Below are 13,406 nucleotides of genomic sequence, written 5' to 3'. Positions count from 1 at the left end.
TGAGGCGGCACGTGGGGAGGGTATCGGAAGGCGCGTGACAGCACGCGAAGCTTCCGAGATGGGGGCCGTGCCGCCTCAGGCAAGCCGAGGCGTGGAACTGGTCAGTGGTTCAATGCAGCTGCACATCGACAACCTGCTGCCCGGCCTGGTAGATCTCGGGGAACAGCTTCTGCAGGCGGGCAACCTTGGGTGCATCGTTGAACACGATGTACGGGTTGTTCGGATGCAGGTCGTAGTAATGCTGGTGGTAAGCCTCCGCCGGGTAGAACGCTTTCAGCGGCACTACCTGGGTGACGATCGGCGCGTTGAAGGCTTTGGCGGCGGTCAGCTGGGCAATGTAATCGCTGGCGACTTTCTTCTGCTCGTCGTTGCCGTAGAAGATCACCGAGCGATACTGGGTGCCGCTGTCCGGTCCTTGCCGGTTGAGCTCGGTCGGGTTCAGCGCCACCGAGAAGAACACCTGCAGCAGCCGGCCGTAGCTGACCTGCGCCGGATCGAACACCACCCGAACCGATTCGGCGTGGCCGGTGTCGCCCTCGCTGACCTCGTCGTAACTGGCGGTGCCGGCAGCGCCGCCGGAGTAGCCGGCGGTGACCTTGCGCACGCCCTTGACGTGCTCGAACACCGCCTCGATGCCCCAGAAACAACCACCAGCGAGCACGGCAACCTGGTCGTGTCCGGCGCCGGTGCTGACGGCATCCACGCGGGGTGCGGGCAGTCGGGCGAGGTCACTGGCGGCCGCCACCGGCCCGCAGGCGGCAAGACCGGCCAGCAGAAGGGCGCCGGCCAGCGGGAAAAGACGGAATTTACGGGAGCGAACCATGGGCAACCTCGCTTTCGATAGGCATGCGCGAGCGCATGGGATGCATGGGTGGTTACGTGAAACTGGCGGGAACGGATGCGTACGCTGCCGGACGCGCTCATCAGGTCATTCGCCCGCAAGGCGTCCGCGGTTACCTGCAGCCGTACGGCACGATGGCTACCATGGGCGAGCCAACCAGCGGAGAGCGGCATGCCTGACGGAATCGACCTGGACGCCTACTTGCGCCGTATCGGCTGGCCGGGCGCTGTCGCGGCCGACCTGGCGACCCTGCGCGGTTTGGCGGTGGCGCACGTGGCGGCCATTCCGTTCGCGAACCTCAACCCGCTGCTCGGCCTGCCGGTGTCGCTGGAGCTGGCCGCGCTGCAACAGAAGCTGGTGCATGACGGTTGCGGCGGCTACTGCTTCGAGCAGAACCTGCTGTTCGAGGCGGTGCTGCGGATGATCGGCTTCGAGGTCAGTGGCTTGATCGCCCGGGTGTTGTGGGGGCATCCGGAAGAGGAGCTCACCGCGCAGACCCACATGCTGCTGCGGGTCGAGCTGGCGGGTGAAAGCTGGCTGGTCGATGTCGGTTTCGGCGGCCACGTGCTCACCGGCGCGTTGCGGCTGCAGCCCGATATCGAGCAGGACACCGGACATGAGCCGTTCCGGCTGCGCCGGCAGGACGCCGAGTGGCGCATGCAGTCGCTGGCGCGCGGGCAATGGCGAACGCTCTATCGCTTCGAGCTGCGGCCCACGCCGCTGATCGACTACGTGGTCGCCAACCACTACGTGTCGACGCATCCCTCGTCGCGCTTCGTGGGCAACCTGATCCTGGGTCGCACCACCGCCGACCGCCGCCTCAGCCTGCTCAATCGGGAGTTCACCGTGCGCCGGTCAGGGCACGAGCCTGAACATCGCCAGCTGGAGAGTGTTGCGCAGCTGCGGCAGGTGGTCGAACACGAATTCCGGCTGCGAATTCCGGTGGGGCCGGATATCGACCAGCGGCTGGCGACGCTGCCCGCGACCTAGCCCGGCCGGCTCGCCTGCGGACGGCCGTCATCGATGCCTTCGGGGTCGGCCAGCACATGGATCTCCACGTCGTCGATGGTCGCCACCTGGCCTGCGTGGATCTTGCAGGTCTTGCGCAGTTCGATCTTGCCATCCACCGACACCGCGCCGGTGGCGACGATCGCCTTGCCGGCGCCGCCGCTGTCGCACAGGCCGACCAGCTTCAGCAGCATGTTCAGCTCGACGTAGTCGCCTTCCAGTTCAAATTCGATGGTCTGCATGGTGTTTCCGTGGTGAATGAGGTGATGCGCTTTCAGGCGGACGGATGCGCCTGCTCGAAAGCACTGTCGGGCAGGGCCAGGAAGGCAAACCACGGCCGGTCATGTTCCTCGCCGAAGGTGGCCGCATCGTCCAGGATGCCGAGCAGGATGTCGTAGTCGGTGCCGGCCGCTACGCGCAATGCATCGGTGTGTTCGAACAGCAGCACATGACCCCATGCCGGCATCCAGCGCGGATCGCGCAGGCAATCGGCCAGCGCGTCCCAGTTGTAGCCGAAGCTGGCCGGCAACTTCAGCGAGAAGGCCAGGCGGCGCAGCAGTTCCTCCTTGCCGCTGCAGCCGGCCAGGTTGGTGCGGCATACGCCCAGTTCGTCGCGCGTGGCGTTGCGGGCCAGTCGATCGAGATCGTCGCTGCCGACGAAGTACACGCCGCTCTGGCTGGGCCGCGTCAGGTCGAGATCGAAACGGCGCGGGCTCACCGGGCCACCTCGACGCGGCGGAAGCTGCGGTAGTGGTCATCGGTGTAGTACCAGGCCACCGGCGGCGTGCCACCGGTGATGATGCGGCGGGCGCCGCGGTTGCGCGCGCCGGGAGTCTCCACCGTGTACTCGTGGTAGTAGCCGCGCGGCTGTTTCGGCAGCAGGCCTTCGTAGTTGCCGAACACCGCGCCGTCCTGGCTGTGTTCGAACGGACCGCCGTGCGTGATCCGCTGCAGCATCTGGCGGGCCTGCGCCGGCAGCCCCGCGGTGCCGTCGTCCGTCGGCGATGCCGGGCGCGCAAGCTCGCTGCCCGCACCGGTGACAGTGGCGGCAGGCAGGTCCGGATGGCCGGCATGGCGATTCCACATCATCACCGCAAGAATGACGATCACCAGCAGGATCAGTGGCTTGAGTTGGCGCATGGGGATTCGCGACGGTGGAATGCGCCGCGAGCTTAACAGGGCAGGGCGCGCAGTCGGGCCCGACTGCAGGCGCCCGGCTTCCCCGATCGCAGGAAATTACGCACACTCGGGATTCCCGTGGACGCAGCGCGCGCTGCTGCCTACCCGAATCGAAGGAGTACGGATGAGCACCACGCCCGACCACGCCGGGGGCCGTCTGCCGCGGCAGATCGCCTACATCATCGGCAACGAAGGCTGCGAGCGCTTCTCGTTCTACGGGATGCGCAACATCCTCACTCCGTTCCTGATCACCACGCTGCTGGTGTACCTGCCCGAGGGCCAGCGCATCCTGGCGGCGAAGGACATCTTCCATACCTTCGTGATCGGCGTGTATTTCTTCCCGCTGCTGGGCGGCTGGCTGGCCGATCGCTATTTCGGCAAGTACAACACCGTGCTGTGGATGAGCCTCATCTATTGCGCCGGCCATGCCTGCCTGGCGACCTTCGAGCACAACCGGCTGGGCTTCTTTGCCGGGCTGGGCCTGATTGCACTGGGGGCGGGCGGCATCAAGCCGCTGGTGGCGTCGTTCGTGGGTGACCAGTTCGACCAGTCGAACAAGCATCTGGCGAAGATGGTGTTCGACGCGTTCTACTGGATCATCAACTTCGGCTCGTTCTTCGCCTCGTTGCTGATGCCGCTGTTCCTGCACCACTTCGGCGCAGCGGTGGCGTTCGGCATTCCCGGCGGCCTGATGTTCATCGCCACCGTGGTGTTCTGGCTGGGTCGCAAGCAGTACGTGATGGTGCCGCCCGGGCCGCCGGATCGCGACGCCTTTTCGCGCGTGCTGCGCACAGCGTTGCTGGCGCAGCGGCCGGGGCAGGCGCGGCCGGGACTGTGGCTGGCGATCGCTGCCGTGGTGGTGGCGCTGGCCTCGTTCGCACTGGTGCCTGCGCTGGGTTTCGTGATCGCCGCGTGTATCGCGCTGGTGGTGCTGATCGGCGGCATCGGTGGTGGCGCCTGGCTGCAGATGGAGCGGGCCCGCGGGGTGCACCCGGATCACGCCGTCGATGGCGCGCGCAACGTGCTGCGCGTGCTGGTGATCTTCGCGCTGACCACGCCGTTCTTCTCGCTGTTCGACCAGAAGGCCTCGACCTGGGTGGTGCAAGGCAACGAGATGAGCATGCCCGCGTGGTTCCATTCCGCGCAGATGCAGGCGCTGAACCCGCTGCTGGTGATGCTGCTGATTCCGTTCAACAACCTGGTGCTGTACCCGTTGCTGCGTCGGCTCGGCTACGAACCCACCGCACTGCGCCGGATGACCGCGGGCATCGCGTTCAGCGGTCTGGCGTGGATCGTGGTCGGCGGCCTGCAGGTGGTGATCGATGGCGGCGATCCGTTGTCGATCCTGTGGCAGGTCTTGCCGTACGCATTGCTGACCTTCGGCGAGGTGCTGGTGTCGGCGACCGGACTGGAGTTCGCCTACAGCCAGGCGCCGGCGTCGATGAAGGGCGTGGTGATGAGTTTCTGGAACCTCACCACCACGGTCGGCAACCTGTGGGTGCTGCTGGCCAACGCGGCGGTGCGCAATGAAGCCGTCACGGGCTCGATCGCAAACACCGGACTGAGCGTCACCGCGTTCCAGATGTTCTTCTTCGCCGCGTTCGCGCTGCTCGCCGCGCTGGCGTTCGGACTGTACGCGCGGCGTTATCGCGAGATGGACTATTACCGGCCGGGCTGACCAGCCAAGGTGCTTCAAGAATCAGGCGGCGGTATCGACGCGTGCTTGCAGCGCCATCGCCGCGGCCGGATTGCGGTGCTTGGCCGCGCTGATGAAGAACACGAATACCTCGCGCGGCATCGCTTTCGGCCGTGGCGCGGCGACATGCGGCAACGCGGCGATGTCCTTGCCGGCAGCCCAGTCGCACGCGTATCCGGCCCAGCGATCCAGCTCGGCCGCCGCGTAGCCGGTGGGGATCTCGTCGGCGCTGCGCATCAGCCGCGCGTAACTGAAGTCGCCGGTGAGATCGGCCAGTGACGGATAGTCCGGCGAATCGGTGAACACCGTGGGCACGCGATGGCTGCGGGCGAGCTCCACGTAGTGTTCGCTGAGGAAGCTGGCGTGGCGCACCTCCAGCACATGGCGCAGCGGCTGGCCGTTCAATTCACGCGGCAGCGCGTCGAGAAACGCGCCGAGGTCATCCGCATCGAAGGGCCGCGACGGCGGCAATTGCCACAGGATCGGTCCCAGCCGGTCGCCCATTTCTGCCAAACCGCCATGGATGAAGCCGCTGACGCCCTTGCCGGCGTCAGCCAACCGCCTGCCCTCGGCGATGTAGCGCGGGGCCTTCAGCGAGAACACGAAACCCTCCGGCGTTTCCGCCGCCCACTTGGCATAGGTCGCCGGCTTCTGCGCGCCGTAGTAGGTGCCGTTGATCTCGATCGCGCGCAGCTGGCGACTGGCGTATTCCAGCTCACGCCGCTGCACCAGCTTTGGTGGATAGAAGTTGTCGCGCCAGGGTGCATAAGTCCAGCCGCCGATGCCGACGCGGATGGCGGAGCCGTGGTGAGCTTGAGCGGCAAACAGATCATTCATGGTGACGGCTCCGACGCAGACTGGCGCAAGTATTCCGCGCCGGCAATGCACAGCACCAGCCAGGCTCCGCCTGCCGCGTAGCCGGCCAGCACGTCGCTGAAATAGTGCACCTGCAGCAGGACTCGGCTGATCCCGATCAGCCCGATCAGCATCACTGCAGCGGCGATGATGGCGCGGTGGTGGCGTGGTGTCAGCCGCAGCAACACATAGGCCAGCATGCCGTAGAACACCATCGCACCGAACGCATGTCCACTGGGGAAGCTCCAGCCCGAGGCCATGCTGAAGCCGTGGTCGTGCAGCGGTCGGGCACGTTGGAACAGCGCCTTCAGGCCGCCGTTCACCGGCAGGGTGATGCTCCACGCGCCTGCCAGCCGCCCCTGCTTGTGCAGCAGCAGGGCGATCGCCACGGCGGCCGAAAGCGGTGCAATCCAGAGCAGGTCGCCAAGGTGGGTCAGCATGGCGATCACGCGCAGCACCGACGCTGGCAGCTGCGCGCGCAGCTGCTCGGCCAGATCGGCATCGAAGGCCGGCAGTCTGCCAGGCTGCTGCGCGAAGATATCCCGCGCAATGGTGACGAACAACAGACTCAGCGTCAGCCAGAGCAGCAGACCGATGTATCGACGCAAGACGACGGGTGGGTGGCCACGTTCTCTGGCGCGACGATGCCAACGTGCATTGTGTTGCCAGGCCAGGTCGCCGATCAGCAGGGCCAGCAGTAGCAGCAACGCCCACAGCCAGAGCGCGTGGGCGGCAATCCATTCCGCGATCGGTTCGATCATGCGGCCATCACCCGTCGATGCGTTCGAGACGCCCATGATCGGCGCTGGCCGGCCCGGCGTCGACCCGGCCGGCACCGGGCATGACTTCCAGCGCTGGCCTTGCGCCTGATTTGCCGCGATAGTTGGACGATAACCACTGGCGGAGCCTGCGATGTCCCAGCGACCCCTTTCCCTGCGTCTGGCCCTGTGCTGCGCGCTGCTTGTTTCAGCTTCCGCCACCTCGGCACAGAGCGCCGGCCAGAAGTTGCCGCCGCCGGTATCGACCGGCGACATCGTGCAGCCGCTGCTGCCGGCGCAGCTGCAAGACTTCACCGGCTACGTCGACAGTGCGCGCAAGACTTTCGATGTGCCGGGCATCGCGGTGGCGATCGTCAAGGATGGCAAGGTGGTGATGGAGCAGGGCTTCGGCCTGCGCGAGATCGGCAAGCCGGACAAGGTCGATGCGCGCACGCTGTTCGCGATCGCCTCCAACACCAAGGCGTTCACCGCGGCCGCGCTGCAGCAGCTGGCGGGCGAGGGCAAGCTGAAGATGGATGATCGGGTCATCGATCACCTGCCGTGGTTCCGAATGTCCGATGCGTACGTGACCCGCGAGATGCGCATCCGCGACCTGCTGGCGCATCGCAGTGGCCTCAGCCTCGGCGCGGGCGACCTGCTGTACTGGCCGCCGACGTCATACAGCACCAGGGAAGTGGTGCAACGGCTGGCCCAAGTGCCGATCAAGAACGGTTTCCGCAGCGGCTACGCCTACGACAACATCCTGTTCGCGGTGGCCACCCTGGTCATCGAGCAGGCCTCCGGCCAGAGCTACGCCGACTACGTGCGCGAGCACCTGTTCAAGCCGGTCGGCATGGACGAGTCGCTGGTCGACATGACCTACCTCAAGCCCGGCATGGACGTAGCGATGGGCCATGCCAAGGCCGACTTCAAGGACCTGCAGCCGGTGCCGCCGATGGCCTGGCTGAACGATCCGGGCGCTGGCGGCATCTATTCCAGCGTGCACGACCTGGCCAAGTGGATGAACGTGCAACTGGCTGGCGGCGTGCTGCCGACCACGGGCAGCGACGGCAAGTCCGAGCGGCTGTTCTCGGAGAAAGCCCATCAGGACATGTGGAGCATGTTGACGCCGATCAGGGTCGGCAAGCCGTCGATCCCGGAGCTGGCGTCGCTCACGCCGAATTTCTCCGGCTACGGCGAAAGCTGGTTCCTGTCCGATTACCGCGGGCAAAAGCTGGTCTGGCATACCGGCGGCTGGCCGGGCATGGTTTCGCGGGTGACCCTGGTGCCGGGGTTGAATCTTGGCGTGGTGGTGCTGACCAATGCCGAGTCCGGCGCTGCCTTCAATGCGGTGACCTATCGCGTGCTCGATGCCTATTTGAATCCGGAGCAGAAGACCGACTGGGTCGCTGTGTACGACAAGGCGGTGAAGAAGGCCGAGGCCAAGGCGGACGACAGCCTGGCCAAGCATGAGGCGGCGCGCGACAAGCGCAGCAAGCCTTCGCTGGCGCTGGCGAAGTACGCAGCGACTTATCGCGATCCGTGGTACGGCGACGTGATCGTCAGCAACGAGAATGGCAAGTTGCGCCTGCGCTTCTCCAAGACCGCGCAACTGGTCGGCACGATGACGCCATGGCAGCACGATACCTTCGTGGTGCGCTGGGACGACCGCACATTGAACGCCGACGCGTTCGTCAATTTCGACCTCGATGTGGACGGCCATGTCACGCAGATGCGCATGCAGCCGATCTCGCCGCTGACCGATTTCAGTTTCGACTTCCAGGATCTGCGCATGGTGCCGGTGGCTGAAAACGCCGACGCCGACGAACATTGATCGTCTGCCGGAGCGTTGGCGCTCCGGCCTTCACCGCCACAGCGAGGGGAATCGATATGCGTGATTTGCGACTTGTTGCAACGGCCGTGCTGGGTTGCTGCCTGTTTGCCAGCGTGGCGGTGGCGCGTACCGAGCCACCAGCGGCGCACAGCCGGTTCCATGTCGAACTGGGTGGTGGACTGGATCAGCCCGTAGCGGGCCGATTGCTGTTGTTTGCCACCGATGCCAAGGCGGCTGTCGCGGCAGCGAAGGATGGCAAGGTCGACGAGGTGGACACCAGTCCGTTCAGTCCGGAACAGGTCGCGGTGGCCGCGCGCGAGACAAGCCGACTGGTACCCGGGCAGGGCGTGGATATCGATGCGGATGCGCAGGCGTTTCCGGCCGGCTACTCGAAACTGCCGCCGGGCGACTATCTGGTGCAGGCCGTGCTCGATGTCGATCACAGTTACAACTATTCCGGTCGCGGTGCCGGCGACCTGGTCAGCGATGTGGTCGAGGTGCATCTGCCAGCCACGGATGTGCCTGCACTGACCCTGGTGAAGCAGCTGCCGGCGCGCGCACCGTGGACCTTCCCGGCGCGCGCGATGAGCGCTGCTTCGATGAAATATCTCGACGAGGCCAAGGCCCATACGCAGCCGATCGACTTCACCAGCCCGGCGCTCAGCGCATTCTGGGGCCGATCGATCGCCATGCGTGGCTGGGTGGTGACGCCGCCCGGCTATGACGCGAAGGCCAGCACCACCTATCCGACGGTGTATTACACCCACGGCTACGGCGGCAGCGCAAATTCGCTGACCGGCGTGGCGGCGATGGTTTACGGAAAGATGGCGAGCAAGGCGATGCCGCCGATGATCTGGGTGCTGCTCGATGAGTCGAGCCCCACCGGTACGCACGAGTTTGCCGACTCGGTCAACAACGGTCCGTGGGGACAGGCACTCACCACGGAACTGATCCCGCGGCTGGAAGCCACCTATCGCATGGACGGCAAGCCGAACGGCCGTTTCCTCAACGGCCATTCTTCTGGTGGCTGGGCGACGCTGTGGCTGCAGACGCATTATCCGAAGATCTTCGGCGGCACCTGGTCGACCTCGCCCGACCCCAGCGACTTCCACGATTTCACCGGTGTGGACCTGTATGCACCCAACGCGAACGTCTACCACCGGCCGGATGGATCGGCCTTTCCACTGGTGCGCGACAAGGGCAAGGTGATTGCCAGCTTCGAGACGTTCGCCAGGCTCGAACGCGCGCTGGGCGAGTACGGTGGCCAGATGGCCTCGTTCGAATGGGTCTTCTCGCCGCGAGGCGCGGACGGTCGGCCAGTGCCGATGTTCGATCGCGATACGGGAGCGGTCGATCCGGCGGTGGTGGCCTACTGGCGCGACCACTACGACATCGCGCACTTGCTGCAGGCGAACTGGCCGCAGCTGAAACCCGATCTGGATGGCAAGATCCATCTGGTCGTCGGTACCGCTGATACGTTCTACCTGGATGGCGCCGCGCACAGGCTGAAGGCGGTGCTGGACGGCCTGCACGCCAAGGCTGACTTTCGTTTCCTGCCCGATCGCACCCATTTTGATCTGTACGCGATAGGCAAGGACCGTCAGGGCCTGCTCAATCAATTCAGCTGGGAGATGTATGCGTTGGCGCGGCCGCACTCCAAGCTCAGGGCAGCGGCAACCGCGCCGTAACGGTGCGTGTGTCGGCACGGTGCAAGGCGTCGGGTTGTGGCCGCAGGGCGGACGCGCAAGTTCATTCGAAACAGCCGTCTATCGGATAAATGCCATGTGATGGCCGCGTACTTGCGGTCATGGTTTTGCGGCATAGTCGCGCGGCAAGCAGGGTCGTCAAGTCTGCTTGGGAAGCGTCGTCGCGAATTCACGTTGGAGGGAGTCTGATGAAATCGTCACCTTTGATTGTCGTCGCATTGGCTTGTCTGCTGGCCATGCCGGCGATTTGTGCGCAACAGGCGTCTGCGCCTGCCGGTTCGACCGGTCAGTGCAAGGACGGCAGCTACACCAGCACAGCAAGCAAGCGCGGTGCCTGCCGGGGACACAAGGGTGTCCAGCAGTGGTACGCCGCCGCACCGGTGAGCAAGGCCGCACCCGCCACGGCAGCCGCCACCGTGGCCGCTGCACCTGCACCTGCACCTGCAGTAGCCGCTGCACCGGCCGCGAACATGGCCATGAAGCAGCATCGGACGATGCCGGCGCCGGCCGCGAATGCCGCGCCAGGCGGCGGCCCCGGCATGGTGTGGGTCAACGACAGCAGCAAGGTCTACCACTGCGCCGGTGACAAGTGGTACGGCAAGACCAAGCACGGCGAATACATGAGCGAGGCCGATGCCAAGGCCAAGGGTGACCATGGTCCCCGCGGCAAAAGCTGCGCCGGCTAACTGCACCTCGTTCATAGCAGCAGGAGGCCGGCCGGGTGCCGGCCTTCTGCTTTTCAGCGGCGTGGTTTCAGACCTGTTCGGGCTGCCACGGGTCGTAGCTGCCGAAGTACCACAGGTGGCCTTCCGGATCGTGGCAGCTGTAACCGGCGCCGCCGTAGTCCTTTTCGGCGTAGTCGTCGACGATCACCGCGCCGGCGGATTTCGCCTGCAGGTAGTGCGCCTTGCAGTCAGCCACGGTCACGCAGGCACATTGCGTCTCGCGGCCGCCCATCTCGTCGGGCTGGGCGATGTGCCGGCCGAATTCATTGTCACTGACTTCGCCGAGCATGATCATGCCGTGGCCGTAAGTGAGCTGTGCATGCTCCACGCGGCCATGCTCGTTCTCGTGGACGGCGTGCCTGGCGAAACCGAATGCCTTGCACGCCTAACCGGGGTAGTCGTCGTCTTCCGTCAACGGCGGCAAGGTGCGCACCAGCATGCTCTGTGGCGTAGTCATCGGCATGTTCGCGTTGCGCAGCCGGGCCAGTATTTCGAACAGCAGGTCGCTCTTCACCCCGCTTGCCACGCGTGGACTGCTGACGTAGGCCACGCAGTTGAAGGTCATCGCCCCCGTGATCACGCTTTCCAGTTGCACCAGCGGCTCCGGCAGGGCCAGCGTGGCGTCGTGCGCGCGCAACACCTCGAGCACCAGTTCACGCACTTTGCCGGCATCGCTGCTCAGCGGCATCGGCAGCTTGATCTGCACCCGGCCCTGCGCGTTGGCCAGGGTCACGTTGCGCACGTTCTGGGTGATCAGTTGCGAGTTCGGCACGATCACGGTGGAGCGGTCGCCCATCTGGATTTCGGTGGCACGCACGTTGATCCGGCGGATGTCGCCTTCCACGTCGCTGCTCAGGCTGACCCAGTCGCCGACCTTCACCGGCCGCTCGACCAGCAGGATCAGCCCCGAGATGAAATTCTGCACGATCGCCTGCAGGCCGAAGCCGATGCCGACCGACAGGGCGCTGACGATCCAGGTGATGCTTTTCAGGTCCACTTCCAGCGCGGCCAGGGTCAGCACCACCACCAGCAAGCCGCCGACATAGCCGAGCAGGGTGGTGATCGAGTCCTGCATGCCGGGGTCCATCGCGGTCTTCGGCAGCAGTTGTTCGCGCAGCCAACGCTTGAGGGTGCGCAACACGACGATGCCCAGCAGGGCCACCAGCACGCCGCTGATGATGCTGCCCGGATTGATCGTCAGCGCGCCCAGGTGCAGATTGCCGAGGGTCTGCCTGGCGCTGGCCAGCAGGTCGCCCGGGCCGGCGCCGAACGGCGTCAACACGACGGCCAGCGCCAGCAGGATCAGCCCGACCCGCACGATGCCGGCGAGCAGCACGGCGCTCTGTTCGAGTTTGTGCGGCGCCACCGTGAATGAGGTCTGCAGGCGCCGGCCGCTGGGCCCGCGCGGCGAAAGCAAGGTGTCGATCAAGTCGGTGAGCAGATGGATCAGCAGGTAGACGGTGGCCACGATCACGCCGACCCAGAGCATCTGCACGGCGACGAAGAAGGCGAACGCAATGAAGCCGGTGGCGACGCCCAACCAGCTGATCGCCACGCCGAGCGTGGCGACGCCGATGAACAGGCCGGTCCACATCGGCCGCTGCACATCGTCCGCACTGCCTGCAACCACCTCGCGGCGACTGCGATGCAGCCGCCACAGCGCTGCGCCGATCAGACCGCTCACGAGCAGCGCGAACAGCCCGCGCGTGGCGACGGTGGCGGGCAGGCTGGTGCCGATCGTACGCGTGATCCGCTCGGTCATCCCGACCAGCAACGCGGCAGCGGCGAGCCACCAGGGGAATGGCCGCAGTCGCTGTGCCGCAAGATCCGACAGTGCCGGCAGCCGCCAGGACGGTCGACGCACCGATAACAGCGCGCGGCCCAGACCGGTCACGAAGGCGGCGAAGCAGACCAGGCGAACTGCGGCGGCGGCCAGGCCCTGGAGGTCATCGTCGAGGATGTCGTTCCAGTTCAAGCCCAGGTAGACCAGTTGCGCCGCCATGCCGGTGGTGAGGACCGCAGCCAGCGCCACGGCGCTGGCCATCGCGCTGCGCCGCAAATGGCCGTCCGGCACATGACGGGCGGCCAGCGTCAGCAGCAGCCGCTCCAGCGCCCAGCGGCCACCGCCCAGCAACAACAGCGCGGCGGCGAGACACCACAACAACGGCTGCCGGTTGGGTGCCTGCCATGCCTCGCTGACATCAGCGGCGAACCGTGTGCCCAGTCGCCTCAAGCGGACCAGGTCGTCGGGAAAGGTGTGCGCCGGATCTGCCCAGAACGCGCGACTGAACGGCGTGGCAGTGCGCGAGGCCATCCTGGCCTGGAACTGATCGTTGCGCAGGCCGGTGATCTGTGCCGCCAGCTGCATGGCGTTCTGGTTGAGCAGTTGTGCCTGCTTGATCTGCGCGTCGAGATCGGCCTGCGCCTTGTCCAGCTTGCGTCGCTGGGCAGCAACCTCGGCCGCCTCGGCCGCTGCGCCCTTGATTGGTGCCGGCCCCAGCACGGCAAGCTGGGCCTGCAGCGCGCTCATCTGCGGCGCCAGGCTGGCGGCCAGCTGGCGCGCCTGGTCCTGCACGGACAAGGCGGTTCCACGCAAGTCGGCCAGCGGTGGGCTGGATTTGCTGTCCTTCAGCGCGGCCTTGACGGTATCGAGCTGGCCACCCAACTGGTCCAGCGTCTGCGCCGGCGAGGCCGGCGGCGCGACGGGCTGATCGCTGTTCTGGGCGCGCAACGTGGAGCTGCCGAAGGTCAGCAGCAGGGTCAGCAGGAGTCGCGTGAGCGTGGGCATCCGCGCATGATCGGAG

At 66.1% G+C, this 13,406-nt stretch carries 12 protein-coding genes and 1 pseudogene; 5 read left to right on the top strand and 8 right to left on the bottom strand.

The window, feature by feature from the left end:
* Positions 1 to 109: 109 nt before the first annotated feature.
* Positions 110 to 823, bottom strand: a complete 714-nt coding sequence (gene msrA, locus ACQGNJ_RS10640; protein WP_426689210.1) for a peptide-methionine (S)-S-oxide reductase MsrA — start codon at positions 821 to 823, stop codon at positions 110 to 112.
* A 189-nt stretch (positions 824 to 1,012) separates the two neighbouring features.
* Here msrA and ACQGNJ_RS10635 point away from each other — a divergent pair, with 189 nt between their 5' ends.
* A complete protein-coding gene (locus tag ACQGNJ_RS10635) occupies positions 1,013 to 1,831 on the top strand; it encodes an arylamine N-acetyltransferase family protein (protein ID WP_426689209.1) in 819 nt (272 codons plus the stop codon).
* On the opposite strand, the gene ACQGNJ_RS10630 is transcribed toward ACQGNJ_RS10635, so the two are convergent.
* From ACQGNJ_RS10630 to ACQGNJ_RS10620, 3 genes are read right to left on the bottom strand one after another with little or no spacing between them, the layout of a single operon-like run.
* Positions 1,828 to 2,091 (bottom strand): RNA-binding S4 domain-containing protein, encoded by a 264-nt coding sequence (locus ACQGNJ_RS10630; RefSeq protein ID WP_426689208.1) that lies wholly within the window; start codon positions 2,089 to 2,091, stop codon positions 1,828 to 1,830. The genes ACQGNJ_RS10635 and ACQGNJ_RS10630 overlap by 4 nt on opposite strands.
* 32 nt (positions 2,092 to 2,123) lie before the next feature.
* Positions 2,124 to 2,567, bottom strand: coding sequence for a barstar family protein (locus ACQGNJ_RS10625; RefSeq protein ID WP_426689207.1), 444 nt, complete (start codon positions 2,565 to 2,567; stop codon positions 2,124 to 2,126).
* A complete protein-coding gene (locus ACQGNJ_RS10620) occupies positions 2,564 to 2,989 on the bottom strand; it encodes a guanyl-specific ribonuclease (RefSeq protein ID WP_426689206.1) in 426 nt (141 codons plus the stop codon). The genes ACQGNJ_RS10625 and ACQGNJ_RS10620 overlap by 4 nt, the downstream gene beginning before the upstream one ends.
* Before the next feature lie 163 nt (positions 2,990 to 3,152).
* On the opposite strand from ACQGNJ_RS10620, the gene ACQGNJ_RS10615 reads away from it, so the two are divergent.
* Positions 3,153 to 4,706, top strand: coding sequence for a POT-type proton-dependent oligopeptide transporter (locus ACQGNJ_RS10615; protein WP_426689205.1), 1,554 nt, complete (start codon positions 3,153 to 3,155; stop codon positions 4,704 to 4,706).
* 21 nt (positions 4,707 to 4,727) lie between these two features.
* Here ACQGNJ_RS10615 and ACQGNJ_RS10610 read toward each other — a convergent pair whose 3' ends face one another.
* Positions 4,728 to 5,561, bottom strand: coding sequence for a DUF72 domain-containing protein (locus ACQGNJ_RS10610; RefSeq protein ID WP_426689204.1), 834 nt, complete (start codon positions 5,559 to 5,561; stop codon positions 4,728 to 4,730).
* Positions 5,558 to 6,340 (bottom strand): phosphatase PAP2 family protein, encoded by a 783-nt coding sequence (locus tag ACQGNJ_RS10605; protein WP_426689203.1) that lies wholly within the window; start codon positions 6,338 to 6,340, stop codon positions 5,558 to 5,560. The genes ACQGNJ_RS10610 and ACQGNJ_RS10605 overlap by 4 nt, the downstream gene beginning before the upstream one ends.
* A 151-nt stretch (positions 6,341 to 6,491) precedes the next feature.
* On the opposite strand from ACQGNJ_RS10605, the gene ACQGNJ_RS10600 reads away from it, so the two are divergent.
* The 3 genes from ACQGNJ_RS10600 to ACQGNJ_RS10590 all read left to right on the top strand — a co-directional run bounded on the left by ACQGNJ_RS10600 (position 6,492) and on the right by ACQGNJ_RS10590 (position 10,563).
* Positions 6,492 to 8,171 carry a serine hydrolase gene (locus tag ACQGNJ_RS10600; RefSeq protein ID WP_426689202.1) on the top strand — a complete coding sequence of 560 codons (1,680 nt, stop codon included), beginning with the start codon at positions 6,492 to 6,494 and terminating at the stop codon, positions 8,169 to 8,171.
* A 56-nt stretch (positions 8,172 to 8,227) separates the two neighbouring features.
* Complete coding sequence (locus ACQGNJ_RS10595) at positions 8,228 to 9,859, top strand: alpha/beta hydrolase (RefSeq protein ID WP_426689201.1); 1,632 nt, start codon at positions 8,228 to 8,230, stop codon at positions 9,857 to 9,859.
* A gap of 206 nt (positions 9,860 to 10,065) precedes the next feature.
* Entirely contained in the window at positions 10,066 to 10,563 is a 498-nt protein-coding gene (locus ACQGNJ_RS10590; RefSeq protein WP_426689200.1) for a DUF3761 domain-containing protein, read from the top strand.
* A gap of 67 nt (positions 10,564 to 10,630) precedes the next feature.
* Here ACQGNJ_RS10590 and ACQGNJ_RS10585 read toward each other — a convergent pair.
* Positions 10,631 to 10,972, bottom strand: a pseudogene (locus tag ACQGNJ_RS10585) (VOC family protein); the annotation flags it as partial.
* A 15-nt stretch (positions 10,973 to 10,987) separates the two neighbouring features.
* Complete coding sequence (locus ACQGNJ_RS10580) at positions 10,988 to 13,390, bottom strand: DUF3772 domain-containing protein (RefSeq protein WP_426689199.1); 2,403 nt, start codon at positions 13,388 to 13,390, stop codon at positions 10,988 to 10,990.
* Positions 13,391 to 13,406: the final 16 nt, after the last annotated feature.

Origin of the sequence: Rhodanobacter ginsengiterrae, from assembly GCF_050026815.1 — a bacterium.
GTDB classification, from domain to species: Bacteria; Pseudomonadota; Gammaproteobacteria; order Xanthomonadales; family Rhodanobacteraceae; genus Rhodanobacter; species Rhodanobacter ginsengiterrae.
This window is presented reverse-complemented; position numbering and strand designations above follow the sequence as displayed.

Bases quoted from the DNA above. Each gene is read 5' to 3' on its own strand.
- ACQGNJ_RS10635 (WP_426689209.1), top strand. From the start codon at position 1,013: ATGCCTGACGGAATCGACCTGGACGCCTACTTGCGCCGTATCGGCTGG.
- msrA (WP_426689210.1), bottom strand. From the start codon at position 823: ATGGTTCGCTCCCGTAAATTCCGTCTTTTCCCGCTGGCCGGCGCCCTT.
- ACQGNJ_RS10610 (WP_426689204.1), bottom strand. From the start codon at position 5,561: ATGAATGATCTGTTTGCCGCTCAAGCTCACCACGGCTCCGCCATCCGC.
- ACQGNJ_RS10595 (WP_426689201.1), top strand. From the start codon at position 8,228: ATGCGTGATTTGCGACTTGTTGCAACGGCCGTGCTGGGTTGCTGCCTG.
- ACQGNJ_RS10590 (WP_426689200.1), top strand. From the start codon at position 10,066: ATGAAATCGTCACCTTTGATTGTCGTCGCATTGGCTTGTCTGCTGGCC.
- ACQGNJ_RS10630 (WP_426689208.1), bottom strand. From the start codon at position 2,091: ATGCAGACCATCGAATTTGAACTGGAAGGCGACTACGTCGAGCTGAAC.
- ACQGNJ_RS10605 (WP_426689203.1), bottom strand. From the start codon at position 6,340: ATGATCGAACCGATCGCGGAATGGATTGCCGCCCACGCGCTCTGGCTG.
- ACQGNJ_RS10600 (WP_426689202.1), top strand. From the start codon at position 6,492: ATGTCCCAGCGACCCCTTTCCCTGCGTCTGGCCCTGTGCTGCGCGCTG.
- ACQGNJ_RS10580 (WP_426689199.1), bottom strand. From the start codon at position 13,390: ATGCCCACGCTCACGCGACTCCTGCTGACCCTGCTGCTGACCTTCGGC.
- ACQGNJ_RS10615 (WP_426689205.1), top strand. From the start codon at position 3,153: ATGAGCACCACGCCCGACCACGCCGGGGGCCGTCTGCCGCGGCAGATC.
- ACQGNJ_RS10620 (WP_426689206.1), bottom strand. From the start codon at position 2,989: ATGCGCCAACTCAAGCCACTGATCCTGCTGGTGATCGTCATTCTTGCG.